At 59.6% G+C, this 24267-nt stretch carries 34 protein-coding genes; 9 read left to right on the forward strand and 25 right to left on the reverse strand.

From position 1 onward, the window contains the following. Window positions 1–128: 128 nt before the first annotated feature. Window positions 129–1427 carry an RsmB/NOP family class I SAM-dependent RNA methyltransferase gene (locus ACVWW1_RS14215; protein ID WP_456656236.1) on the reverse strand — a complete coding sequence of 433 codons (1299 nt, stop codon included), beginning with the start codon at window positions 1425–1427 and terminating at the stop codon, window positions 129–131. Between the two features lie 22 nt (window positions 1428–1449). Next, window positions 1450–1872, reverse strand: coding sequence for an MAPEG family protein (locus ACVWW1_RS14220; RefSeq protein ID WP_207837740.1), 423 nt, complete (start codon window positions 1870–1872; stop codon window positions 1450–1452). 157 nt (window positions 1873–2029) lie between these two features. Here ACVWW1_RS14220 and ACVWW1_RS14225 point away from each other — a divergent pair, with 157 nt between their 5' ends. Both ACVWW1_RS14225 and ACVWW1_RS14230 read left to right on the forward strand, forming a co-directional pair. After that, entirely contained in the window at window positions 2030–2470 is a 441-nt protein-coding gene (locus tag ACVWW1_RS14225) for a hypothetical protein (RefSeq protein WP_456656237.1), read from the forward strand. A 126-nt stretch (window positions 2471–2596) separates the two neighbouring features. Next, window positions 2597–3433, forward strand: coding sequence for a metallophosphoesterase family protein (locus ACVWW1_RS14230; protein ID WP_456656238.1), 837 nt, complete (start codon window positions 2597–2599; stop codon window positions 3431–3433). Between the two features lie 6 nt (window positions 3434–3439). Here ACVWW1_RS14230 and ACVWW1_RS14235 read toward each other — a convergent pair whose 3' ends face one another. Both ACVWW1_RS14235 and ACVWW1_RS14240 read right to left on the reverse strand, forming a co-directional pair. After that, a complete protein-coding gene (locus ACVWW1_RS14235; protein WP_456656239.1) occupies window positions 3440–3955 on the reverse strand; it encodes a hypothetical protein in 516 nt (171 codons plus the stop codon). Window positions 3956–4002: 47 nt separating this feature from the next. Beyond that, complete coding sequence (locus ACVWW1_RS14240; RefSeq protein ID WP_456656240.1) at window positions 4003–5037, reverse strand: NADP-dependent oxidoreductase; 1035 nt, start codon at window positions 5035–5037, stop codon at window positions 4003–4005. 208 nt (window positions 5038–5245) lie between these two features. Here ACVWW1_RS14240 and ACVWW1_RS14245 point away from each other — a divergent pair, with 208 nt between their 5' ends. Then, the gene (locus tag ACVWW1_RS14245) at window positions 5246–6424 is read left to right on the forward strand and encodes a tyrosine-type recombinase/integrase (RefSeq protein WP_456656241.1); all 1179 of its coding nucleotides are present in this window, start codon (window positions 5246–5248) and stop codon (window positions 6422–6424) included. A 4-nt stretch (window positions 6425–6428) separates the two neighbouring features. On the opposite strand, the gene ACVWW1_RS14250 is transcribed toward ACVWW1_RS14245, so the two are convergent. Together ACVWW1_RS14250 and ACVWW1_RS14255 are read right to left on the reverse strand one after the other, a co-directional pair. Next, window positions 6429–6653 (reverse strand): helix-turn-helix transcriptional regulator, encoded by a 225-nt coding sequence (locus ACVWW1_RS14250; protein ID WP_456656242.1) that lies wholly within the window; start codon window positions 6651–6653, stop codon window positions 6429–6431. Window positions 6654–6796: 143 nt separating this feature from the next. Beyond that, window positions 6797–7105, reverse strand: a complete 309-nt coding sequence (locus ACVWW1_RS14255) for a hypothetical protein (RefSeq protein WP_456656243.1) — start codon at window positions 7103–7105, stop codon at window positions 6797–6799. Between the two features lie 406 nt (window positions 7106–7511). Between ACVWW1_RS14255 and ACVWW1_RS14260 the strand changes: the two genes are divergently transcribed. The 5 genes from ACVWW1_RS14260 to ACVWW1_RS14280 all read left to right on the forward strand — a co-directional run bounded on the left by ACVWW1_RS14260 (window position 7512) and on the right by ACVWW1_RS14280 (window position 11305). After that, on the forward strand, window positions 7512–8000 hold the full coding sequence (locus tag ACVWW1_RS14260) for a hypothetical protein (protein ID WP_456656244.1): 489 nt from the start codon (window positions 7512–7514) through the stop codon (window positions 7998–8000). Window positions 8001–8039: 39 nt separating this feature from the next. Beyond that, window positions 8040–8564, forward strand: coding sequence for a hypothetical protein (locus ACVWW1_RS14265; protein ID WP_456656245.1), 525 nt, complete (start codon window positions 8040–8042; stop codon window positions 8562–8564). Window positions 8565–8734: 170 nt separating this feature from the next. After that, window positions 8735–9499: a hypothetical protein gene (locus ACVWW1_RS14270; protein ID WP_456656246.1), complete on the forward strand. Its 765-nt coding sequence runs from the start codon at window positions 8735–8737 to the stop codon at window positions 9497–9499. A 196-nt stretch (window positions 9500–9695) separates the two neighbouring features. Next, a complete protein-coding gene (locus tag ACVWW1_RS14275; RefSeq protein ID WP_456656247.1) occupies window positions 9696–9878 on the forward strand; it encodes a hypothetical protein in 183 nt (60 codons plus the stop codon). A 383-nt stretch (window positions 9879–10261) separates the two neighbouring features. Next, window positions 10262–11305, forward strand: coding sequence for a DUF4917 family protein (locus ACVWW1_RS14280; RefSeq protein ID WP_456656248.1), 1044 nt, complete (start codon window positions 10262–10264; stop codon window positions 11303–11305). Here the strand turns inward: ACVWW1_RS14280 and ACVWW1_RS14285 are convergent. The 5 genes from ACVWW1_RS14285 to ACVWW1_RS14305 form a co-directional block, all read right to left on the reverse strand. Further along, window positions 11258–11527, reverse strand: coding sequence for a hypothetical protein (locus ACVWW1_RS14285; RefSeq protein ID WP_456656249.1), 270 nt, complete (start codon window positions 11525–11527; stop codon window positions 11258–11260). The two genes, ACVWW1_RS14280 and ACVWW1_RS14285, sit on opposite strands and share 48 nt — an antisense overlap. A gap of 56 nt (window positions 11528–11583) precedes the next feature. Next, a complete protein-coding gene (locus ACVWW1_RS14290; protein ID WP_456656250.1) occupies window positions 11584–11715 on the reverse strand; it encodes a hypothetical protein in 132 nt (43 codons plus the stop codon). A 136-nt stretch (window positions 11716–11851) separates the two neighbouring features. Continuing rightward, window positions 11852–13915 carry a hypothetical protein gene (locus ACVWW1_RS14295; protein WP_456656251.1) on the reverse strand — a complete coding sequence of 688 codons (2064 nt, stop codon included), beginning with the start codon at window positions 13913–13915 and terminating at the stop codon, window positions 11852–11854. Continuing rightward, window positions 13848–14372, reverse strand: a complete 525-nt coding sequence (locus tag ACVWW1_RS14300; RefSeq protein ID WP_456656252.1) for a hypothetical protein — start codon at window positions 14370–14372, stop codon at window positions 13848–13850. The genes ACVWW1_RS14295 and ACVWW1_RS14300 overlap by 68 nt, the downstream gene beginning before the upstream one ends. After that, entirely contained in the window at window positions 14369–14536 is a 168-nt protein-coding gene (locus ACVWW1_RS14305; RefSeq protein ID WP_456656253.1) for a hypothetical protein, read from the reverse strand. The genes ACVWW1_RS14300 and ACVWW1_RS14305 overlap by 4 nt, the downstream gene beginning before the upstream one ends. A gap of 87 nt (window positions 14537–14623) precedes the next feature. On the opposite strand from ACVWW1_RS14305, the gene ACVWW1_RS14310 reads away from it, so the two are divergent. Further along, window positions 14624–14803 carry a hypothetical protein gene (locus ACVWW1_RS14310; protein ID WP_456656254.1) on the forward strand — a complete coding sequence of 60 codons (180 nt, stop codon included), beginning with the start codon at window positions 14624–14626 and terminating at the stop codon, window positions 14801–14803. Between the two features lie 510 nt (window positions 14804–15313). Here the strand turns inward: ACVWW1_RS14310 and ACVWW1_RS14315 are convergent. The 14 genes from ACVWW1_RS14315 to ACVWW1_RS14380 form a co-directional block, all read right to left on the reverse strand. Beyond that, entirely contained in the window at window positions 15314–15643 is a 330-nt protein-coding gene (locus tag ACVWW1_RS14315; RefSeq protein WP_456656255.1) for a P27 family phage terminase small subunit, read from the reverse strand. Window positions 15644–15847: 204 nt separating this feature from the next. Beyond that, window positions 15848–16222 carry a hypothetical protein gene (locus ACVWW1_RS14320; protein WP_456656256.1) on the reverse strand — a complete coding sequence of 125 codons (375 nt, stop codon included), beginning with the start codon at window positions 16220–16222 and terminating at the stop codon, window positions 15848–15850. A 330-nt stretch (window positions 16223–16552) separates the two neighbouring features. Beyond that, complete coding sequence (locus tag ACVWW1_RS14325; RefSeq protein WP_456656257.1) at window positions 16553–16840, reverse strand: hypothetical protein; 288 nt, start codon at window positions 16838–16840, stop codon at window positions 16553–16555. 13 nt (window positions 16841–16853) lie between these two features. Next, window positions 16854–17537 (reverse strand): hypothetical protein, encoded by a 684-nt coding sequence (locus tag ACVWW1_RS14330; protein WP_456656258.1) that lies wholly within the window; start codon window positions 17535–17537, stop codon window positions 16854–16856. Between the two features lie 34 nt (window positions 17538–17571). After that, a complete protein-coding gene (locus ACVWW1_RS14335; RefSeq protein WP_456656259.1) occupies window positions 17572–17811 on the reverse strand; it encodes a cold-shock protein in 240 nt (79 codons plus the stop codon). Further along, complete coding sequence (locus tag ACVWW1_RS14340; RefSeq protein ID WP_456656260.1) at window positions 17798–18259, reverse strand: hypothetical protein; 462 nt, start codon at window positions 18257–18259, stop codon at window positions 17798–17800. Before ACVWW1_RS14340 ends, ACVWW1_RS14335 begins: the two co-directional genes overlap by 14 nt. A 165-nt stretch (window positions 18260–18424) precedes the next feature. Next, on the reverse strand, window positions 18425–18961 hold the full coding sequence (locus ACVWW1_RS14345; RefSeq protein ID WP_456656261.1) for a hypothetical protein: 537 nt from the start codon (window positions 18959–18961) through the stop codon (window positions 18425–18427). Between the two features lie 150 nt (window positions 18962–19111). Beyond that, complete coding sequence (locus ACVWW1_RS14350) at window positions 19112–20227, reverse strand: hypothetical protein (RefSeq protein ID WP_456656262.1); 1116 nt, start codon at window positions 20225–20227, stop codon at window positions 19112–19114. Beyond that, a complete protein-coding gene (locus ACVWW1_RS14355) occupies window positions 20208–20648 on the reverse strand; it encodes a hypothetical protein (RefSeq protein WP_456656263.1) in 441 nt (146 codons plus the stop codon). The genes ACVWW1_RS14350 and ACVWW1_RS14355 overlap by 20 nt, the downstream gene beginning before the upstream one ends. A 231-nt stretch (window positions 20649–20879) precedes the next feature. Then, entirely contained in the window at window positions 20880–21167 is a 288-nt protein-coding gene (locus tag ACVWW1_RS14360) for a hypothetical protein (RefSeq protein WP_456656264.1), read from the reverse strand. Further along, window positions 21168–21437 (reverse strand): hypothetical protein, encoded by a 270-nt coding sequence (locus tag ACVWW1_RS14365; protein WP_456656265.1) that lies wholly within the window; start codon window positions 21435–21437, stop codon window positions 21168–21170. Next, window positions 21438–21680 carry a helix-turn-helix transcriptional regulator gene (locus tag ACVWW1_RS14370; RefSeq protein WP_456656266.1) on the reverse strand — a complete coding sequence of 81 codons (243 nt, stop codon included), beginning with the start codon at window positions 21678–21680 and terminating at the stop codon, window positions 21438–21440. Between the two features lie 567 nt (window positions 21681–22247). After that, window positions 22248–23738: an IMP dehydrogenase gene (gene guaB, locus ACVWW1_RS14375; protein ID WP_456656267.1), complete on the reverse strand. Its 1491-nt coding sequence runs from the start codon at window positions 23736–23738 to the stop codon at window positions 22248–22250. 202 nt (window positions 23739–23940) lie between these two features. After that, window positions 23941–24186: a hypothetical protein gene (locus ACVWW1_RS14380; RefSeq protein ID WP_456656268.1), complete on the reverse strand. Its 246-nt coding sequence runs from the start codon at window positions 24184–24186 to the stop codon at window positions 23941–23943. Window positions 24187–24267: the final 81 nt, after the last annotated feature.

Below are 24267 nucleotides of genomic sequence, written 5' to 3' on the forward strand. Positions count from 1 at the left end.
GTCATTGCGAGCGAAGCGAAGCAATCCATCGTGCCGCACGTGCGGAGCCATGGATTGCTTCGTCGCTACAGCGCAAAATTGCTTCGCAATTTTGTCGCGAGCTCCTCGCAATGACGGCGGAGAAAGCCTCACGCCTTCTTCAGCACCGAGACGAAGAACCCGTCCGTGCCGGTGCGGCGCGGCGTCATCAGCAGGCCCTCTGGCGATTGCAGCGCGGCCTCGGTAAAAGCCTCGGCCTTGTCCCACAGCACCGATGCGGTCTGCTCCGGCGGCTGCACCGAAAACTCCGGATGCCGCGCGATGAACGCCTTGACTTGCTCTGCGTTCTCCTCCGACAGCACCGAGCAGGTGATGTAGGCGATCCGGCCGCCGCTCTTCACCAGCGGCGCGGCGCGCGCCAGCACCTCGGTCTGGTCCTTCAGCCGCACCTCGAGCGCGCCGGGGCGCATCCGCCATTTGGCGTCGGGATTGCGGCGCCAGGTGCCGGTGCCGGTGCAGGGCGCGTCGATCAGCACGAGGTCGGCGGAGGCCTTGATGTCGGACAGCACCTCCTCCTCGCCGCGCGGCGTGCGCACGTCGCAATTGTGCACGCCGGCGCGCGACAGCCGCTCATGGATCGGCACGAGCTGGCGCTTGTCGCTGTCGGTCGCGATCAGCCGGCCCTTGCCGTCCATCATGGCGGCCAGCGCCAGCGTCTTGCCGCCGGCGCCGGCGCAGAGATCGATCACCTGCTCGCCGGGCTTGGCCGCCGAGAACAGCGCGGCGAGCTGAGAGCCCTCATCCTGGACTTCGATGGCGCCCTTGATGAAATCCTCCTCGGCATGGATGCCGGGATTGCGCGCGTCGGCGCCGAGCTCGATGCGCAGGCCGAGCGGCGACCACGGCGTTTCCCTGGCGCCGAGATGCGACAGCCGCGGCAGCACCTTCTCGCGCTTGCCCTTCAGCGTGTTGACGCGCAAATCGAGCGGCGCGCGGCTCGCCATTGCCGTTGCCTCGGCGGCGCGGTCGTCGCCGAACACTTTTGCGAGATACGGGTCGAGCCAGTCCGGATAGTCACCCGCGACATGCGCCGGCGCATCCTTGAGCGAGCGCGAGGCCAATGCAGCCTCCTCGGCCGCGGTCAGCGGTTCGGGCGCGAAGCGGCCGCCGTCGCACAGCGCCGAGATCGTCGGGATGTCCATGCCGCGCTCGAGCTTGAGCATGCCGAGCACCCGCGACCGGGCGCTGGCGTCGTCCATCAGCCAGGCGGCGGAGGATTGCCGGCGCAGCACGTCCCAGATCAGGCCGGAGATCGCGGCGCGATCGCCGGAGCCGGCATAGCGGTGCGCGGTGCCCCATTCCTTCAGCGCTTTCGCCGCAGGAATGCGCTGTGCGTCGATGGTGGCGATCAGCTCGATCGCGGCGGAGAGCCGGGCAGCGGGGGTCATTGATCTCTTTCGGTTGGGCGCATCAAATCAGCAGCAGGATCCTGAGCGCGAAATACAGCCACATCGCCGCCAGCACCAGCACGCCGGCGAACCAGGCGAGCGAGCGCGGCCGCACGTCGTTGGAGGTGACGAAAACGCCGGCATGGGCGAACCGCGTCACCACGAACACCCAGGACATCAGCACGATGAACAGATCGGCATGGCGGATCGGCAGCGCAATGGCGATCAGGACATAGAACAGCACCGGCAGTTCGAACTGGTTGGCGAAGCAATTGCCGAGCTGAGTGGCGCGCTCCGGCCAGTTCGGCTGGCGCAACGCGATATCGGCCATCTTGGTCTCGCCGCTCGCCAGGGTCCGCGTGCGCAGCGTCGCCATCCCGAACAGCAGCGCGAAAGTGAGGCCAATCTGGATGAAGACCGGCAACAGAACCATTTGAACCGACATCAAGAATCTCCCTCAAGCCGGGCGCCCGGCCGCCCTCTTAGCCGCCACGGCCGCCCAACACAATGAACCGTCCGCGGTAACGCGTTGAACCATGATCCGAGCCCAGGTGACCAACTCCCAGGAATAATGGCGGTTTCAGTTCCTCACGGCCGACGCGATGGGCATCATCACCCCGATCCTGGACGGCGCGGCCCTGGTGGCCGCAGGCCTCGGCGATCTCGTCACCTCCCTGTTGAAGGCGATCGACCCCGGCATCGGCTGGTTCGACGACGCGGCGGATGGCGGACTCGGCATGGTGCTGTCGGGGCTCGCCGGCGTCGCCGCAGCGCTCCTGGCCGCCATCCTGCTCTCGGTCTATTTCCGCCGCGGCTATCGCTCGACGCGCGACATCGTCAGGCACAGCCTCGCCACGGCGCTGGTGCTCAGCCTGCTCGGCTATGCGGCCTACGACATCGGGCATGAGGCGCTCGCCTATCTCGGGCTCAACGCATCGCCGGCTGTCACGGGAACAAGCCCGCCGAACACCGGGCTGCTCGGAGGTCGCGGCGGTCCGCCTGCCCTGCCCATCCGCGCGGACAAGAAGCAGCTTGCGATCTAGCGACCTGCGCCGCCGGATCAAACAAGGCATCAAACAACGCATCAAACAGAGCAGCGAAGAACTCGCTGAAATCGTCATCGTTCCGACTTCGCGCCGACACTATAATTCGGCCGAAAGGATCGATGCATGCCCCAGTTTCGTCTGACCCAAATCTCCGACACCCACCTCGCGCGCCGCTTCAAGCCGCTCGTCGACAACTTTCATCGCGTCAGCGAACACATCGACGCGACGCGGCCCGATCTCGTGCTCAACTCCGGCGACGTCGCGTTCGATGGGCCGACCAGCCGCGACGATCTGGTGTTCGCCAAGGAGCTGCACAGCGCGCTGCCGGTCGATTGCCTCTATCTGCCGGGCAATCACGACATCGGCGACAATCCGACCGCCGTCGGCCCGGTGCCGGCGCAACAGCCGACCGAAGCAACGCGCCGCGCCTTCACCTCGGTGCTCGGCGAGGATCACTGGCATTTCGACGCCGCCGGCTGGTGCTTCATCGGCCTCAATTCGCTGATCATGAACACCGGCCTCGACAGCGAGGCCGCGCAGTTCGACTGGCTCGCCTCGGTGCTCGACAAGGCCGTCGGCAGACCGGTCGCGCTGTTCCTGCACAAGCCGCTCTATCTCGACGTGCCCTACGATGCCGAACGCGTCGAGACCGCAATCCGTTTCGTGCCGCAGCCGGCGCGCCGCCGCCTGATCGAGATGTTCGGCAAGGTCGACTGGCGCCTGGTCGGCAGCGGCCACGTGCACCAGCGCCGCGACTACACGTTCGAGCATGTCAGACAGGTCTGGGCGCCCTCGGCCGGCTTCATCATCTCAGATGCGAGGCAGGAAGTGATCGGCATCAAGGAAACCGGCCTCGTCGAGTACCGCTTCCAGCCGGACAGCTTTGAAGTCCGCCACATTAAGGCCAAGGGCCAGGTCGATGTCGACCTGGACATGCTGCTCGGCAAGCAGCCGGCGTGAGCCGTCTCAGCTCCGCGCCGCGTCGTTCAGGTCCCGCTTGATGACGGTAAGCAGCACCTGCAGCGAGTCCCTGTTCGGCTGTGCCGCCGCCGGCGTGGCCCGCATGCGCGGCACCTGCGGCATGAAGCGGACCGGCTCGGCGGCCGGCTCGTCCTCGACGAATTTTCCATGCAAGACGTCGTCGCGGCGGCCCATGACGAACATCGTCGCCCAATAGCCGAGGGCGAGGAGAATGACCCCGGAAACAATAGCTTCAAAAACCATGGCTACACCTGAAATATAGCCATATTGAATCAACTGCTCCGGGTCCCCGTCAAGCAAATGGAGGCCGAAAAGCCTCCAAAAGCCCGCCATTGTGGCGTTTTTGATACTTTGTTGCGCGGAACGGGAGACGCCTTGTCCGTCCCGCCCCGGATCGGCTGCTGCCTTCACCTCTCCCTTGGGAGAGGTCGGCGCGAAGCGCCGGGTGAGGATTGACGGTCCCTCGTTGAGCTGCGGCCCCTCACCCGATTTGCTACGCAAATCGACCTCTCCCCGTCGGGGAGAGGTAAATCGAATCCGGGGAGGCTTCAGGCCTTGTCCGGCCCGATCCGGACCAGCTGCTTGCCGAAATTGGCACCCTTGAGCAGGCCCATGAAGGCCTCCGGCGCGCTGTCCAGGCCCTCGGTCACAAACTCCTTGTACTTGACCTTGCCCTCGCGCACCCATTGCGACATGTCGCGCAGGAAGTCGCCATGCATGGCAGCGAAGTCGCTGACGATAAAGCCGCGGAAGGTCAGCCGCTTGGTCAGGATCGCGAACATGATCGATGAGGCCCATTTCGGCGCCCGCGCCTCGCGATCGTTGTAGTGCGCGATCAGCCCGCAGACCGGCACGCGCGCGAACGCGTTGAGCTGCGGGTAGACCGCCTCGAACACCGCACCACCGACATTCTCGAAGTAAACGTCGATGCCCTTCGGGCAAGCCTCCTTCAGCTTGGCCGCCAAGTCCGGATCGCGATGATCGAGACAGGCATCGAAGCCGAGCTCGTTCTTGACATAGTCGCATTTGTCCTTGCCGCCGGCGATCCCGACCGCACGCGCGCCTTTGATCTTGGCGATCTGGCCAACCGCCGATCCGACGGCGCCGGAAGCACCGGCAACAACCACCGTCTCGCCCGGCTGCGGCTTGCCTATCTCGAGCAGGCCGGTATAGGCGGTCATGCCGGGCATGCCGAGTACACCGACCGCGGTCGAAATCGGTGCCAACTTCGGATCGACCTTGGAAAGACCCTTGCCATCCGAGATCGCGTGCGTCTGCCAGCCGGCGCGCGACAGCACGATATCGCCTTTGGCGAAGTTCGGATTCTTCGACGCGATCACCTCGCTCACCGTGCCGGCTTCCATTACACCGCCGACGGGGACCGGCGCGGCGTAGGACGGGCCGTCGTTCATGCGTCCGCGCATATAAGGATCGAGCGACAGCCAGATGGTGCGGAGCAGCACTTCGCCCGCGCCCGGTGTCGGCGGCGTGTAATCCTCGAGCCGGAAGTTGGCCGACGTGGGCTCGCCATGCGGGCGCGAGGCCAGAACGATGCGCTTTCCTTGGGCGTTTCCTTGGGACATGCTGATTTCCTCTTGAGGTGATTGGTTCGTGGCGCACACGTAGTCACGCAATCCAGCTCCCCGCAAGGGGGCTGTATAGGCGTCTTTGGTGACCATACAGGCCAATTGACGACCAAAGCGCGCCGAAACTGGCTAGTTTGTTGACCATATTGACCTTGCTGCCCATCATAGCGCATACCCCAATAGTGGGGAGAATGTGGGGAAGCTTATGGGCAAACACACTTTGAATGCTCTCACCGTCAAGAAGATCGAGGCCAGCAAGGCCGCGAAACTTCGCGACGGCGGCGGGCTTTGGTTGGTGACGAAGGGAGGTGCGCACCGCTATTGGATATGGGATCACACCTTCGGCGGCAAGCGTCGCCAAATGGGGCTCGGCCCGCTGCATACGGTCGGGCTTGGCGAGGCGCGCGACAAGGCAGAAGCAGCCCGCAAGCTGCTCCGCACCGGTGTAGATCCAATCGCCCAGCGCGCAGCTGACACGCCCTCACCGGCCGCCGGTGTGAAGACTTTCGGCCCATATGCTGACGCCTATATCGACGCCGCTGTAAAGGCCAAGCGCTGGCGTGGAGCCAAGACTGAAGACAACTGGCGCAAATGGCTGACCGACCATGCGACAAAGATTCGCGACAAGGCGTTGGCCGACATTGGCGTGACCGAGGTGCTGTCGGTTGTGCGGCCGTTGTGGGGCGCAAAGCAGGAGACCGCCGAAAAGGTGCGGGAGGCAATCGAGCGCGTCCTTGATGCCGCGAAGGTTGAGGGGCTACGTAGCGGCGACAATCCGGCCGCCTGGCGGGGCAACTTAGAGCATGTGCTCCACAAGCCTGGCGAGGGCACGCGCGGCCATCACGAGGCCCTGCCCTATGAGAAGGCGCCAGCGTTCATGAAGCGGCTGCGTGGCGCCGACACGCCCATTGCGCGGGCTCTGGAGTTCTTGATCCTAACCGCTACACGCAGCGCTGAGGCAAGGCTGGCGGTGTGGACTGAATTCGATCTGGACGCTGCGTTGTGGACGATTCCGGCCGCTCGGATGAAGGAGCATCGCATCCACCGCGTGCCGTTGAGCGGCCGCGCTGTCGAGATTGTGAAGGCGATGCAGAAACAGTCACTCGGCGAATACGTCTTCCCCGGCAAGATAGACGGTCGGCCCATTTCTGAATTCCGCCGCATCATTGAGGACTGCAGGGGCGGCGACGCGACCGCGCACGGGTTCAGATCTACGTTCAAGGATTGGTGCTCCGAAGAGACCAGCTTTGAATGGTGGCTGTCGGAAGCGGCGCTCGCCCATGCTGTCGGCGACCAGACAGAACGAGCTTACAAGCGCGGCGACGCCCTGAAGAAGCGGCGGGAGTTGATGGAGGCGTGGGCTGCGTACTGTGGCGCCAAATAGGGCTTCACGCCCGTGGCGAGACCTTCCGATCCAACTCCTCCTGCCACGCGGTGACATCGTCCTCATACCAAGCGATACGGCGCGGCGCGATCTCTCGCGCCTTAGGGAAACGGCCTTCGTCCATTTCCCTGTAAAGCGTGCGCCGGCTGAATGGAACCAGCGCCAGCACCTGGCTCATGCCCAGCATCTTGCGAGGGCTTGCGGTCGTCGTGGATGCGTCCTCTGCCATCAAATGCCGCTCCCTAAGGTATCGACAGCTAGAATCGGTCAGCAAGAGCATACGCAAAATAGCCCGCCCCAACTTGCGTTGGAGCGGGCACTGCGGCTTGGCTGGACTGGGGTCGGGCCAAGGCCGCCGAATCGGTCGCTCGATTATAGCGTAGCCGGGGCGCCAGCTGATGGACGGACGCCAAGCGGGATGACCTCATCATCCGAAGTCCGCTTCGCCCACGATGCGCGTGCGTATTCGAGCCTCAGCGAACCGTCCGGATCGCGGAGTGCAGCCCATGTGCCGGCTTCGTCGCCCCCGTCCACAAGGAAGAGAAGTGCGCCATTGCGAACAACCGGGTCGCAGCCCTCGGCTCGTAGGCTGGCGTAATAGGTATGAGCATCGAACGGCGCATTCGGATCGATCGCGCTTCCCCCGCCGCCATGTTCAACAGAAATATCAGCCATCAACATTCAGCAATTCCCCAGCGTTAGCTATAAAGCCGAACAACCATTGCTCAGCCACGTATTTTTTGTAAACTAAAATTATGAGCCAGTCAATTACAGTAAACAAAAAATCACGTGGGCGCCCTAAGCGGCCGGACGGCGTTGATCCGGTTAGCGCAGTCCGCCTCGCCACTGACGTCACAGCGGAGGTTGATGCTTGGGCCGAGCGGCACGAGGTCAGCCGCTCTGAAGCAATCCGCCGCTTGGTTGAGAGATCGGGCTGAAAAAGGACCGTTGAACGCCGGTTGTGGGGATAACAGGGATGGCCGCGCAATCCAGGCGGCACGCACGCTTCCCGTGTGTCAACTTGCAGACCTGATCCGAATCAAACGGGGTGCAAATCTTGGCGTCAACTCCCAAGGCTTTGAGAGCCATGCGCGCCTGGCTTTCGGTATACCGCATAGACACCGCCCAAAAGATCGTCGTGCGCCTGGCGCCACCGGCTTTGGCGGTGATTATGTTCGCGGTGTTCTTTCCTACCGAATTCGCCAATCATTGGGGCAAGGCTGCGTCAGCGGTGCTCGCGTGGTTGGTAGTCGCGCCGATAGTTTACGTTTGGATATTTCGTACACTCCCAGAAGAGCCAAAGCCCGTCTTCGGAGGGCTTAGCCCATTCCATACCGCCGAGGGTCGCAACAAAGAACGCGCCGAACAATTAGCGATCAAGCAGCGGATCGAACAACTCTCAGCGCAAATACGGGGTCTTGATACCGAAAGGTCAAAGCTCGATCTCACGACGCCGGAAGGGCAACTACGATTTGGTAAAATTTCAAGGCAGATACTCGATATCGAAGGGCAGTTGGTGCCCCTAAAGGCCTCGGTGCGCACCCTCAGTTTTGGATTTACCGGAAGGCATGGCTAATGCGGCACGTCCGGGTTACGAGGTAGAGTAAGTAAAAGCATGAGCAAGATCAATCTCGCGGAGCGGCTTTCGCAGATGGTTGAGGAGGCCGACAGAAACGGGGCCGCTCAAGAAACGGCCATTGCCAGACGACACGCGGCTGACGGAATGCTCCAGAGCGGCAATTTCTTCGTCGCAGAGAATGATGCCCTAACATTGATCTACGAAAATGCGCTCCGCGCCATGGTTGATCACTCCCTGAGCGTGGCCGCTCCGAGCGTGGCAGCACGGGCTGTTAAGGCAGCGGGTTTGGAGTTGGAATCTAAATTCCTTGGTCGTTTCGAGGGGATATTAGGTGGCTCAGCGAGCGGAAATCCCTGTCCTGCGAGGGCGGCGGAAATGTTGCTGCCGGCCTTTCGCGCGCGCTTGCGAGAGAGGCTAAATCAAGCGGTCGACGATACTGGCTACAACATTGCAGGCAAACCGGTCCGTGGTTGGCAGGGCTGGATTGTTCGATATGGCTGGAACAGCATTAATACTGTGATCGCGCTGATGGCGCTCTACCTGTCCTGGTCAAAGAAGTAAGCCGCCACGCTCTAAGACTTGGGCTAACCGATGGCAATACTCGACTGGTCAAACGCTTTTTATGGGATTTTGACGCCACCATCGTGTTCTTCATTGTGGTTGAGATCAATGGCGGACTCCGCTAGCTGCCGAGTTACTGACCCAATCCTATTTGCCGAAAGAGAAAGCTTATGACCCGATTTGGGGTTTGCCATCTCTGCGGCCAAACTAAGAAGCTGTCGTTCGAGCACGTGCCGCCCGCTGCTGCATTTAACGACCAGCGAGTATTGGAAGCGGATATTGAAAAACTGATCGGGGGCGACCTCCTCAGAGATCTGGAATCGCCAACCGGCAAATACAATCAGCGAGGAGCAGGCAAATATACGCTGTGTGAGGAGTGCAATTCGACAACTGGCGATTGGTATGCCAAGGCCTATATAGACTTCGTTCGACAGCTATATCCGCTTTGTCACTCCGTGCCCGCAGGCACGACCGTGACAGTTGAGTGCTCGATTCAGCCACTGAACGTCTTCAAGCAGATGCTCGTGATGTTTTGCAGCGCATCGCCGCCGACCTTTTCGCATAAGCACCCAAAACTCGTGCGATATTTACTTAACCGAGAATCACGAGACACTGACGATCAGCGTGTTTTCGTGTCGCTGTATGATTTGGCGAATTCTAAAGCAGCACGTCAGTCTGGTCTAACGGGACGGATCGATATATCTGGCAATAGCCATGTCTATTCCGAAATATCGTTTCCACCGCTAAACCTTGTGATGTCTGTGAGCGGAGGAAGCCCGGACCGTCAATTGTTCGAAGTCACATCATTTAAAAACTACGCTTACAAAGAACGAGCCGTGGTTAGGTTGACGTTGAATAACCTAGCGGTCAATTCATATTTTCCGGGTGATTACCGAACCGTGGACGAACTAAAGGCCGCAGGAAACAGTTCGTAATCCCCTCGCTCATGATGCTGCGCCATTGCCTGCTTGATAATGGAAACCGTCTTTTCGCTGGCATCGCACTTGATGTAAACGTAGCCGCCGTGAAGCCATTCGGCGACTCGTGGAGATGGCGTTGAAAAGGGGCAAATAGCCTGTGACGGGAGCACGAGTTACGACAGTGCGAGACTTCGTATTCGACTGTCTCAGCATGATTGAGGAGCAAATCTCTGAGGTCACCATCGCCGATCAAGTTGCGGTGGCGGAGGTGTGCAGCGATGCCGTATCGGTTATTCGCGAGCGGTTGCAGGAAGACGAAGTTCTAAATGCATTTGCTGCGCTTTCCACGAACGTAATCGGCCATACCCCGCGCAGTGGAGGTCTAGCTGGATAGAGGCAGCGCGCACCGATAGAGCGGAATTTTTGCAGGAGTGCGAGCAATTACATGCTGAGGTGCATCGACTAAAGGACTTAATCCGCACATCCGCAGACCCACAGGAAGAGATATAGCGGTGGAACGGCTGCTTCTAAATCCGCCAGACCTCGGCCGCGACCATAGGGCGAGTTAACCGGAAGGGGCAACTGTTCTTTGGAGTTCGCTTTAGGGGCTGCCCAGTCCTTAGTCTTTAGTCGCCTTCCGGTTGATCAGATATCTGACTACGCTTGAATGCTGTGCAAACAGCAGATCGTTCTCGACGTCTCCCGGAGCGAAAGCTCCGGGAGATTGTCGTTATGCACTAGCCTTGCGGGGTTCATTTCTCAACTATGCGAGGAAACATGCCAAATATCCACGGTTTCGAACAGGCGATGAAAGCCCTTGCAGGCTCGTCAAAAAAGCACCTCCTGCTTGGAAACGGCTTCAGCATTGCTCTTAAACCAGACATTTTTACCTACGGTTCTCTCTATGATAATGCCGACTTTTCTAAATCGCCGCACATTCCTAAAATATTCGACTCTCTCAAAACGCGAGATTTTGAACTTGTAATTCGCAGTCTCGAGGAAACCGCAATCGTTCTTGGAATTTATGATCCCACGCTGTCTTCCATAGCGGCGCGAGTGCAGGCGGACGCAGCAGCAATTAAAGACGCGCTCGTCTCTGCAATCGCAAAACGTCACCCCGACAGACCGTATGATGTTACGAACGAGCAATATGCTTCATGCCGAGCATTTCTTTCTAGATTCGATCATATTTTTACTTTGAACTATGATGTGCTGCTCTATTGGGCGTTGATGCAGGATGCGGTCGATGAACTCCTCATCCGCCCGGATGACGGCTTTCGCCACCCAGAGGATGGTCGCGAGTTACCGTACGTGTCGTGGCAGCAGGCCAATTCGGCGACCGTATATTATTTGCACGGCGCTCTCCATCTGTTCGATCAGCACACAGAAATTATAAAATATACATGGTCGAAAACCGACACTGCTATTGTCGATCAGATCCGAGCTGCACTCAATGAGAACAAGTACCCGCTTTTCGTAGCTGAGGGCACCTCCGAGAGTAAGATGGAGCGCATCATGCATAGCGCTTACTTGCACAAAGCGTTAAGAAGTTTTGAGAGCTGTTGCAGCTCAAGCAAGAACGCTGTTGTTATTTTCGGTCATTCGTTGGCGGAAAACGATTCCCATGTGCTTAAGTGCATCTCTGGCGGTGGATGCGCCAACCTCTTGGTCGGTCTGTATGGTGACCCGACCAAGAAAGAGAATAAGGAGGCTATAGAGAACGCAGAGTTCCTTGTTCGAGAACGAAAATCGAAGCGAGGTGACCGCTTCCCACTAACTGTCACTTTCTACGATGCTGCCACGGCAAAGCTTTGGGGGTGACTGTCGAGCAGTCTCCATCGCGCTATAGATTCTTTCCACAAGTTTCGGCACCAAAGCCAAGCCGATTCCGACTGGTGAGGTGAGATCCACCCAAAACTCCTCGAGCGTATCGGTACCGGCAACAATCATGCTGTCGGTAATATTAGATTGCTCATTCTGCTCAAACATATCGAATTCCTTCTTTTGCCCGATCGTGACCGACGCCTGGCTGTAATGTTTCATCACGGGGCGCGAATTGTGTGCGCACTACTATCCCCACGCCTTGGGGCGCCGCCCCCTCAAGCCAGCACCCTCCTCGACTTCGCTTCATTGACAGCCGCAACAACCCGCATGGGCAACTCGGCATTGTGCTGAGCCAATGCCTGATTGATCAGCGCAATCGTTTTCTCGCTTGCGTCACCCTGAATCACGACATCCCCACCGCGAACGGTGACGCTACCCCAGCCCGCGCAACCGCGTTATCCGCGATATCGCCAGCCTGATTCATATCGCTTTGGAATTGGTCCAGCTTGGCGCCGAGCTGAACAACTAGATCATTGGACATATTTAAATGTACCCCTTCGCGTGCCAGCAGACAGCGACGGTGCTGGCGCCAGCGTTATTGATCTGGAACCCTGTCGTAGAAATCGAAGCAGCATTGATCGGGCTCGCAGTGCCAGGTGCGGTGCTGGTGCAGACCACGTTAGGCAGCGTGGAAAATGCCAGAGCGAAGGAAACCGCTGTGTTCGCTCCGCTTGTTGCATTCTGGATACCCCAAGCCTCCACACCACCATCCGGGAGGCGACGGTAAGCCTGATATCCACTGACTCCCGGCGTGCCGGATTCAGAGAACGACTTGACTGTCCCGGAAACGTTAGCGGACGCATCGAGCAGCTTTTGCGGAAGTGTTCCAAAGCTCATCGTTCCCGTGATGAAGCAATTTTCGAACCTCAAGCCACGGTCGATGCAAGCTGCGTTAATGTTGAATGGGGCCGACGCGCCGTAAAGGCTGAAATTCCGGAACGTGATCATCTCGACCGTATCGCCTGAGAAGTCGCCCAGGCTTTCGGTGCCGCTGTTGGTAAACAGCTCCAACGATGCAGTGGTGGTCAATCCCCAATTAATGTAACCGGACAATTCGATGTTTGAGATGATGTGGCCCCGAGCGGTTGTGTCAGAAGCGCCAGTTGACGTTGCTTTGGTGGTCGCCACCAGAGGCGGGTTGCTGAAAGAGCCCGTGTCGACATCAAACGTTAGTTTGATGTTTCGCAGGAACCCAGCGGCCGTAGTCGTGGTTGCCTGATCGATTCCGAGCCGGACCAGGCTGCCGGTGTTCGGATTCGAAACCTGCCTACCCAAGTTGGTGTAATGCAGGTCGATCTCGGACAGCGTATTCTCACCGTTGCTTTCGGCAGGATCGGCATAGACCTTTAGGAGGCAGTCATCGAACGCACCAGCGCTCTGGCTATCTAGAACAACTTCATGCTGCCGGACGTTGTAGGCGAAATACGACCGGCCAGCATTGCGGCTGCGATACCGCAACTCGACCTCATCGCCATTTCTTTGGAAGTTAGCTGGATAGTAGACGTTGGTGAAGTCGCCGGACATGAAGATGTCTCGCGCGCGGAGGCCCCGGTTGAACGAGGCAGACCGTGTCACGGCAACGCCGGTGATACCGCCATTCTGAACTATATTATTAATGCGAATGCCCCGGCAGTAATCCTGAAGATAAATCCCATGGCACCCGTAATTTGAATCCAGCGTGTGGTAATTCACCTGATCAAAGGATGGCCCGTTGATCTCCACGTTCTGGCAATTCAATAGCAGGAACCAGTACAGGATAATGTTGCTGGTCCCGAAATTGATCGGGTTGGTGATCTGACTTCCGTTGAAGTTGATCTTGAGGCCGTTCACGCCGGAAAGCGACATCAGAACGCTTTGCGTTGCTGGTGTGGTTGTCCAGACTCGGTAATTCTTTCCGAAACCGAACTCGACCACAACACCGTACGGTGCGGCATTAATCGCAGCAGCAAGCGCAGTAAATGCCGCCGTGTCATTCGTAACGCCATCTCCAACAGCGCCGAATTGTTCCGGCGTCAACACCCCTCTGACGCCAAGATTGATCCGCGCTACCGCCTTGTTCGAAAGGTCCGAAAGATTGTTGGAGCTGGACAAGTCTCCAGCACCCGGCTGGCCAACAACGTTGAAATTCCAGTCAGTAAAGGTACCGCTACCATTGGTTTTATCTACGGTAATGGTCAGCGCAGAACCGCTGTACGTAATGATACCTTCCATCCAGTTCGCTGGAGAGCCGTTGGACGACGCTCGCACGCGCGCGCCATTCAGGTAGGCCAATCCGGCTTGTGTCGTGAAGACTTTGGCGCCAGTGCCGATCACCAGGGACGTGGCGGATGTGCCGCCATAAGTCGGCGCGTTGGCGCCATTGGTGCCAGGATTGCCTTGTGGACCCTGAGCGCCTGTATCACCCTTCGAGGCAAGGACCTGCCAATAGGTTGGATTCGGAGCGGGCTGCCCCGAGCCTGACGTTGCGTTGATCCATACGTTAGGACGTACCAGCGGTCGTCTGAACGTCACCGAAAGAATACGTTGCCGTGTTGTCGTACGCACCACGGAAGTTCATTCCCTTGTAGATGCCCAGATACGACCAAGTACCGCTGGCCTTCACCCACATCTTTCCGGTAGTCGGCTGAAACGCGTACTGCCCGTCGTTGCCATATGACGGGTCTGGCGCTGTGAGAGTAGAAGCGACGAAGACGTAAAATCCGTCAGTGTTCAGAGCCGCTACGAGATCGTTGACGGATGCCATAGCTTGGCCGCCTGCATAACGCTGCGGCGAAACCTGCCAAATCACATACAGTGCACCGGCCTGCGCACCGCCGCCCCACGGCGGGATAACCAGGTGCGAGGTGTCTGTAACGTCGGTAATGATCGTAGAGTACGCACCAACTTGAAGGACATCGCCCGGGCGCACGTTCACGCCTGACCAGATAGTCCCCGCGCCAGTGACCACGTTGCCGTTGGCGGGGATGGAAACAGTGCCAGTGGAATAGGAATTAAGTGCGGTCAATTTGACGTCCTTTGGTCAATCAATTTTCGTGCTTCAGCAATCGGCAACCAAGTGCCGTCAAGTTTGCGCCAGACTTTGCCGCTCGTGGGTTGGAACGCGAGCCAGCCTGCCGCTTCTGATGGCGGCTCGGTTAGTTCTTGTGGAATGTTGCTGGGGTCGATCATTGTGTACTTTCAGAGTTGCGTGATGTCGGGTTGTGCATCACGCGCGATGTGCTACACCGCGCCCGCACAGATTGAAGGAGCGCCGAGTTGGCCAAGAATGGAAAAGTAATCCGTCGCAAGTGGACGACAGAAAATGTCCGCGATCTGAAGGTTCTCGCAAAGCAGAAGCTGGGTGCCGAGAAAATCGCAAAAAAGCTGAAGCGGACGCCGGCCGCTACAATGGTCAAGGCGTCGTTGCTCGGCGTGTCGCTGGAGACGCGCGGTTAGCGGCGCGCAGCAGTTGCGCCCTCAACTCGAGCACAGCCTCGACCGGCTCCGTGTCGCACCCCACTAACGACTTTGGCTCGAGATCTAGCGGACTGGCGGCGAACTTGCTCCGGCCGAGTGCGGCGGCGAGCTTAATCCGGATGCCTTGGTTGCTCGGGTCGCGCAAACCCTGCCAGAACAAAGCGACTGCCTCGGGCGTCAATTGAACTGAACGGCGGCGCTTGTTCCGTTTCAGGCGCGCCGGCATCAAGGCTCTCCGAATTGTTCGAATCCCCAGCATGCGTACCGCGAACCATTCGGATTCTCGGCTCGCCACCTGGCCATGATTTGCGCCCCGTAGAGCCTCCACGCGTTACGCGCTGCCTCCCGATCAGGATGACCGTGCTCGTCGAGTTCGCAGATGCCGTCCAGATCCCCTGTGCCAGGCCATCCCATTTCGAGCGTCCATTCCCAGTCGTCAAACGTGCCAGCCGACTGCTTGCGCCTATCCTTCCGCTTGCGGACTGGCATTTACCGTCTAGACCCATAGTCAGCCGTCCGGGGAGGTCGGCTGTCTGGCGCTGCCGCATCAAGCGCAAGCTCTCTGAGCAAGCGGGCAAAGGCCAGTCGGCTATCGCGCTCGATGGCCACGGCCGGATGTGCCTTCAGCACGCCGTAACGGTCCGGAACCGTGATGCCGTCCGTTGCGATCTGCTCTCGCGCCTGCTCGCTACGATCCCATGCCTCTGCAGCCTTCACCAAGAGGCGAAAGTGAAACGATTCAAGGTCGTAATCGGCCAGAATCTGTTTGATCCAGCGCCGCGTGGGTGCTGACAAATGGGTCGGGACTATATGCTTCAAGTCTAAAATATCCTTTGGATATAGGTCGCATCCAGGTTGGCGATGGGTCGCAACCCGTTGAACCGGGGCAGCAATCGCGCGCGTTGAGGGATGGGTACGGTATTTAAAGGCGGACCTGCTAAGCTTTTTGGGGTGCCGGGGGTCAGCGGCGGCTGTTGATGGGCGCGCGCTGTTGTTCCCGTTCGCGCGCGCCCATCATCGTCGCTAAGCGACGGGCGCAACCTTCGGATTGCCGAGCACGATCGTCGCAGCGATTGCAATCGAAGTGCCGCCAGCAGATGTCAGCACCGCGCGCAGATATCGCTGAGCGCCCAGGTAGCCCTGCTTTACTACGGTGTTGGCAACGAGCGTGCCTGGCAACGAGCCGACCAACAATGAGGCTGGAACATCGGTAAATGTCGCGTTGTCAGGCGAGTCCTGTAACTTGACGTTGAACGAACCGGTCACGGCACCGACGCTAACGACCAAAGCAGCGCTTTCGAAGTTCAACGTATCAATGCCGCTGCCATTCGTTGTGGCGGTGAGCACGGAGGGTGCGATGGACTGCGCAAGCCCGGTGTTCTGGGTAATGTCTCTCATCAAAACCGATCCTATTCTTTGGTTTTAAATGTTGGTTGGCGTGCACGACGTTCCCAATCGTGCACGCCGGTTCACAAGCGCGGGAGCGGCGCGGCGTGAACCTAATTGGGTACGGACATTTCGGCCCATACCAAGCGCTTGTCTCGCCTGGCTTTTGGCTTGTCCGGAGTCAGGCGTGGCGCTGGTTCGCGCGGTGCTAAATCCCGCTCTGCCGCCGCTAGTCGTGCAGCGCGGGATTGCTTTGACGCGGCTGGCACCGCGCGTTGAAGCTCAGCAAGCTGCGCCGTAAACTCCTCCTGCATTGTCGTCATCGTTTGCGCCTCCAACTGGTTACTTCGTTAGCAGCGCAGCCCTATTCATGGTCGGCCTCGACGCACGCTGCTTCTTCGCCACGGGCTTGCGCTTTGCTGGCCTCTTGTCGACACTCATTTCAAGATGGACGGCACGCGAGTCACGTGGCTCGGTTGCCCTCACTTCTGCTTCTGCCTCCCGCAGGCGGGCACTCCGGTTTTCGGGACGGGCTTTATGCCTGGCGGCGTCGGCTTTCACGCGTCGCTCTAAATCGGCAACCGCGAGCTTGGTGATTTTCCGCATCTCGGCGTCGGTCATCTTCGTCATTTTCAAAATGCCTTTAAAGAATGCTCAGCACCGGCAGTGGCGCCGGCAATTTCCAATTCGGACGCTGTTTCTCGTCGGCGTGACCAAGCTCAATCGCGTGCTGAATAATTTCGTACAGTGGTGTTCCGCCCTCCAAGTCGCCAAATGCCTGCAAGTTGATCGGCTTCAAAGATCGGCGCTCAACTCCTGCCAGACGCAACTGGTCAATGAATTGATGATGCTCCAACAGCGCATCACCTAGCGCCTTGGCGCTCTTCACCACGGCGGCGACGACTTTTGCGTAATCCTTGCAACACCGTTCAGCGGCCATCCGCGAATATTCGCGACGCGCGCTTTCGATTTCGGGTAGCAACAACTTTTTCGCTTCGGCAATGGCTTCAATCTGCGCGCCGAGGTCGCGCTGGTCGGCTGCACCGGACCAGGCCTCGGGCAACGGCGGAGGGTTAATCTCATGCTCTGGCTGAGGCGGCAGCAGGTCACCAAGCAGTGCTTCCGCGCCTTCATGCCGCTTCACTGGCTGCGGTTTAGGGAGCGGCGCCTCGCCTACCCAGGTGGCGACGCCTTGTTTGTGCCGGGCCTGCGTCAACTCCTGGCCGCGCGGTAGAAGCTCGTCCAGCTGCGCCGTAAGCTCGCGGTCTTTTTCCAATAGATCGGCATATCGCGGAGAGATCGCGCGAATGGTTTCTAGATTGTCCAAGTGTGTAGCTCCAGATTGTGCGCCAGCAGCGCGGTCAGTCTTCGTCTGTGGTCTCGGCATCGCGCCATGTCCGCAAGGGCTTGCAGGACTTCACGCGTGGCCGCCCCTTGTGAATCTCCGTCTCAAACTCAAGGCACGTGCCGATGCGAGGCTCGATTCCTGCGCGACGAAGTACCGCGCCGTAAACAAACACGTCCTCCGATTTCGGAAAATCGGATTTCACGAATCCAAAGCCTCGCTCTGAATTCCATCTGGCAATTTCACCCCACGCCATTGAAGTCTCCGACGATAGAACGAAGCACGTCGCCGCTTATGACCAAGCCCTTAGCTGTGTCGGCCGTGGGCTCGCCAAATTGGAGCCGCGCAGATCCGGTGATGACACTCACAGCGGGCTGGGGCTTGGTTTGGATTGCGAGCGATAGAACGCCCGCCAAGTTGACGCGGCCAGCAACAACGCCCTCTAGCCAATCGTCAAAACGAAGGCCGCTGGCCTCAAGCGCGGAGAAGTCGCGCACCGTGGCCGGCACATTGCCAAGGCCGTTATCGGCGATGACGGCGATCAATAGCCGGGCCAATTCAATGTTCGTCAGGTTCGGTCTGGCGCTGCCGGTGGCGACAGGCAGAAGGCCATTCTCGCTGCAACGTTGAACGAGCGCAGCAACGCGATTGACGTTGAGGCCCAGCCGACGCGCGACAGCCTGGCACGCGCGACGCTTGCGCATGGTTTTGCAATCCTAGTTATGAGAAGTGAAATGAAAGGCAGCTAATTAGCTTGGCTATGCCAAAAAATGGGCGTCGCCGGTGTGGTGGTGCCGGCGCGCCGAAGTCTTCACGTCAAGGCATCAGTGATGCCCCTACATAGACATACGGTCCGAGCTATTTATTTTTTATGCGACCTGCCGCGCGAGCGGCGCGTTGTCATTAGCTGCTTTAGGCGGACGCCCGCGCTTGGGCTTGTATGGCACTTCGGCCCACGTATCGGCTCCACCATCTATTAACGCGATCATGGCGCCTTCGGTATCGCCAATCTGCAACAGCCTGCCGCCGACTGCAGGTACGGTCCGGCCAGCTAGGAATTCCACGCCTTCAGCCACAGTCGGTGCGTAGCGCCTATAGCGCGCGCCGACGTCCTGCTCATCTGCCACGACAACCGGTCTGGCGGGTTTACTGGGCTTTGCGAGTCGGCGGCTACCGCGCGACTGACGGTACTTCTCAGCCGTGGAGTGCCAACGGTTGTCCAGGCCCAGCCATTTAGAAAAGTCCGCATTGAACGTCGCCCGCGCAGCCTCATCCAGTTGTCGGCCATGGGCCGGGCCCATGCCCGGGAAACGGCGGTGCAAGATCCGGTTCAATTCCTCTGGTGAGGGGCGCAGTTCGATTACAGAGTCGGCGCCGAGCGGCTGATTGTCGTTTGCGTGGTGCATTTTACCTCAACGTGATGTTTGGCCGTTACCGGCTCTTGCTTCGCCCGACTGTTTCGCCGGATCAGTTTTTTCTTATGGTTTTGGATCGCCATTCGATGCGGGCGGTGGGCGACGGCGGGTTGCTAGAGTTTGAGTCGGCTCCCTCCCCTGCTACGCCGCCTCTGCCTGGCTGGCGACCAGCAATCTGAACTCAAGTGTGTCGTCTGGCATCAACCTAAACCGCACGCGGGCACCGACAGCGCCATCCTCACCGCCGCATGCCTCGGCAAGCGCTGCTGCATCTCCAGCTCCCAGCAACCAGCGCTGCGGCTCTGGGCCTTCATCGTGGAACACCGCTTGGAGCGCTGCGCCACCGTCATCCAGCGATTCACCGGCTACAACCGTAAGGTCCCTCCACGGCCCCGGGCAGGGCCGACAGAACACTTTCGGCCCCTCGCGGTTGGTGCTCATCGCAACCTCCCTGCCGACTAGTCGCTCCGGTTCACCGTCGATACCCATTGCGGCTTCGAGGCTGGCATATTCATCGCTATCGACGTGGCAGCGAAGCGTGAACTTTCCGCCGCGCTGACTACGCAGGTGTGCCAACAACGTGTCATATTCATCTTCGGATTGCCCCTTCGCGCCGACGTACTCAGCATGCACAATACGCCAGACCGCGTACCCTGGAGGCGGGCCTGCGGAGGCGCTTGTAGTTGTAGTAACTCTCCCCCCGCCCACGCGCGGGCCGTCAGGCCCCGCGCTCCCCGTAGGGGGCGGGATATCTATTTCTTTAGAAATAGGTTTGGGTGCCACCGTGGCACTTTGGGAAATTGGAAAATTTGGCACTTTGGGAAGTGCAGTTTTGGCACTTTGGGACTTGCGCAGGAGCGGCCTATCAAATGGTAATGTCACCGGCGTTGCGAGCCAATTCAAGGTATGCCCGCCGCCGTTGAGCGAGCGAAATTCATCAGAGCCGCGATAGCCGAAAGGCAGGTCATAGCGGGTAGACCACGTCTCAGTGCCTCGCCTGCCACCTTTGCGGATAATCGAGACGCGCTCGGTTTCCAACAATAGCTTGCGCCCGCGCTTCACTGAACGGAGCGAAGTGTCCATCTTGTCAGTAACGAAGTTATCCGAGCACTCGGCGTAGCCGTTCTCCCAATTATAGCTCGCAATGATTTTCCGGTAGAGCTTGCGCGCGGCATCAGTGAGACGGCCGTCCTCGTCCGCGTCGTCACCGAGACGCCGCAGCGCCAGTTCTGCGGGTTTACGCCGCCTTGTTTTCAAGCTTCCGCTCCCGCTTCGGATACGCGGGAGGAACGAACTCAGTATTCGCCCGCAACGCCTTGGCTTGCGCCTCGCACCGGGCCTTGTGCCACGTGCGATACGCCTCAGCGTGTTCCTGTATTTTTGCGATGTAGATCGGCGCGCCGTCTACGGTATACCCGGCGCAAAAGATGAAATCGTTTTCAAGCAATTCGCGAATTGCTTTTGCAACCGTGCGCGGGCTGCAACCGATTGCCTTGGCGAGATTGTTATGACCGACTCTGGATCCGCCAAATTGTAGTGTCGCGTTTGCTAACTTTGAGGCGAGCCGAATAGAAGTGCCCATCTTCACGGAATGAAGCACAGCGCCGTCAAACGCATTGGCGAGCGCAGCCTGGCGTTCAGTTTCGCAATGTGAATCTCTGAACTGCTCAAGCGTCATAATTGCCTCTTCATCTGCAGCGTCATCATCACCCCCGTTTGAATAGTAGTGCGATTTTTGACGGCCAAACGCTAAAGGCGCGGCGCAAATAAAAATCACTAGAGATAGGGAATTTGCGAGGCGCCGGTAAAGGTCGGCCGGAAAAATAAGTCGGGGTGGCGCCGTGCACCTGGCTAAAGGGCCAGTCGTGCTCGAGAGAAGTGCGAGAATTTCTCGCACTTCTCGGAGGTCTTAAGCGGCTCGGCGGCGAAATGCGTCTGGGTAAATCACGTTGCCTACAACCCGAGTGCCGCCGCCGTCGGGATTTCCACTGTCATCCCCCAGCGCCGAAAGTACCCGTTGGGCGGCGGTGAGAATGTTACGAAACCCCTCGACTTCGCCGAGCGAGAGACTGAGCCTTTTGTTTTTATTTTCCTGGCAACACTTGAATAGGTGGCGATCGAGCCGGGTAAACAGACAGTCTATGCCGCTCTTGGCTTCCATGTAGTCGGTCGGATCGATATCGATCATCTCGATCATCTATGCAGCCTCCCGCTTCATATCCGCCGCCACCGACCTCAGATCCGCCACGAAGTCTTCAACGTCCTCAAGCGTGGCCTCGTACTCGCGCTGATGCCCACCGATTTCCACGACATTGCGGTCGTTTATGATCATGTAGCCCTCGCCGTAGAGCTTGAGCGTCCAGTGCCGCGCGGGTGTCTTCTTCAGTGCGTAGCCGGCGCTCTTGAGAAAGCGACGCAGGCGCGCTTCATGGTTAGATGGAATGAGCGTAAGTTTTTTCGTGGTCATCTAAGCAGCCCTTTGTTGACGTGCGCTATCGTTCGCACCGCGAGCGGCGATGCGGGCATCAATCCACTCGGTGACTTCAGATTTGATGAAAGCTATGCGTTTCTCTCCGAGCGGGACGGCCACGGGGAAGCGGCCCTCGCTGCGGTATCTGTTGAGCATCGCGCGGCTCAGACTAGTGAGCGCGCACGTGGTCTTGACGCTGACGAGCATGGGCTCGCCGGCAGACGGATTCAGGGTGATCATTGAGAGTGTGGTCGGATTGGACGTTGAGGCCCGGTGGCAGTGCTATTGGCGGGCGTCGTCTAGAACCGGTGCTTCCCGGCGGAGGGCCAGTCGAAGCTGCCGCTGTGCGGCTCAGGTGCCCCTTACATAGACGGCATATTCGCCATTGACAATGTCAAAACCCTCAGAATTCGTCATTTCTATTTTTCACAGAGCTACACGAAATCCGTAGACAACGCGTTCGCCGCCGTCCGACAGTTTTTGCGGTAGAGTCGCCTCGCCGGCAGGACACATCCCGGATCAAAAGTGGGGAGCAATTGCGGGGAAACGGTTCGGATGCCTCAAAATTACCGAGAAAATCGCATACTTCAGCTCCCCGCAAGGGAGATGGATTTGCTCTTTCGCGCGCGCTTGTTTGAAATTCTGTTTGAAATGACGTGCATCATGCCGTGAACGGCGTGGTCCTAGCACTGCCATCGTCATTCCGGGGCGTGCGAAGCACGAGCCCGGAATCCATTCATCCAACTGCGATGCGGCCCGATGGATTCCGGTTCTCGCTTCGCGAGCCCCGGAATGACGTCGGTGCAACTACGCCCCGCCCGGATAGTTCGGGGCTTCGCGCGTGATGGTGACGTCGTGGACGTGGCTCTCGCGCAGGCCGGCGCCGGTGATGCGGACGAACTCGGCCTTGTCGTGGAAATCCCTGATGTCCTTCGCACCGACATAACCCATCGCCGCGCGCAGACCGCCGGCGAGCTGGTGCATCACGTTGCCGACCGGGCCCTTGTACGGCACCTGGCCCTCGATGCCCTCGGGCACGAGCTTCAGCGTGTCCTTGATGTCCTGCTGGAAGTAGCGGTCGGCCGAGCCGCGCGCCATCGCGCCGACCGAGCCCATGCCGCGATAGGCCTTGTAGGAGCGGCCCTGCCACAGGAACACTTCGCCGGGCGTCTCGTCGGTGCCGGCGAGCAGCGAGCCGACCATCGCGATGTCGGCGCCGGCGGCAAGCGCCTTGGCGAGGTCGCCGGAATATTTGATGCCGCCGTCGGCGATTACGGGCACGTCGGCCTTCTTCGCCGCCGCCACCGCATCCATGATCGCGGTGAGCTGCGGCACGCCGACGCCGGCGACGATACGTGTGGTGCAGATCGAGCCCGGGCCGATGCCGACCTTGATGCAGTCGGCGCCGGCATCGATCAGCGCCTGCGCCCCGCCCTCGGTCGCGACGTTGCCAGCCACGACCTGCACGGCGTTGGAGAGTCGTTTGATGCGGTTGACGGCGTTGAGCACATGCCGCGAATGACCGTGAGCGGTGTCGACCACGACGACGTCGACGCCGGCATCGATCAGCCGCTCGGTGCGCTCATAGCCGGTCTCGCCGACCGTGGTGGCGGCGGCGACACGAAGCCGGCCCTGCGCGTCCTTGCAGGCCAGCGGATGGGCGACCGCCTTTTCCATGTCCTTCACGGTGATCAGGCCGACGCAGCGATATTGGTCGTCGACGACGAGCAGCTTTTCGATGCGGTGCTGGTGCAGCATCCGCTTCGCCTCGTCCTGGCTGACACCCTCGCGCACCGTGACGAGGTTTTCGTGCGTCATCAGCTCCGAGACCCTTTGCCGCGGATCGGTTGCGAAGCGCACGTCGCGGTTGGTCAGAATGCCGACCAGCTTGCCCGGCACGTTCTTGCCCGCACCGGTGACGACCGGGATCCCGGAGATGCCGTGATCCTTCATCAGCGTCAGCGCGTCCGACAGCGTGGCTTCAGGACCGATGGTGAGCGGATTGACCACCATGCCGGATTCGAACTTCTTGACCTGCCGCACCTGGGCAGCCTGGCCTTCGGGGTCGAAATTGCGGTGGATGACGCCGAGGCCGCCGGCCTGCGCCATCGCGATCGCCATCCGCGCCTCGGTGACGGTGTCCATCGCGGACGCCATGATCGGGATGTTGAGCTGGATCGCGCGGGTGACCCGCGAGCGAATGTCGACTTCGGAGGGAAGAAAGTCCGACAGACCGGGCTTCAGAAGCACATCGTCGAACGTGTAGGCTTCGCGGATCGCCTGAAGTCCCGTGGCCATTGCCAACTCCTTATCTGCGGCCTCAGCCGCGAGGGTCTTACGGATGAGCGCTACCTGCGGCGACGCTCGCTGCGTCACCGTCGAATCGGCGCCCATCGGTGGGGTTGACGCTGGTCGATAGCATGGCGGCATGACGAATCAAAGTGTTTGCCAGCCATGCACAGGCTTTTTACGGGCGAAGTCAGCGGGCCCTGTAGCCTGCTTAGCGATATCCCTGCGGCGGCCCGTGCCGGCGGATCGCCTCGACCACCTCGCGATGGCGCCGATCCTCCCGCTTCATGTGGACCGCGATGACCGCATGGGCCGACGGCACCAGCAGCAAGACGTGGAAAAACAGCCCGAAAATCGCGCAAAACACGATCAGGACCAGATTGAAGATGGCCGAAAACGGCTGTCCGTTCAGGAGCAGCCCGATCGGCGGCAGCAGAACGGCAAGGACGTAGATCACGGCACGGACCCCTAACGCTGGCGGATGCATAGCAGCGTCACGCAGGATTTAGGGCGTTTGCCCGGTTCCGCAATAGCGTGG

Source organism: Bradyrhizobium sp. JR3.5 (assembly GCF_054057015.1).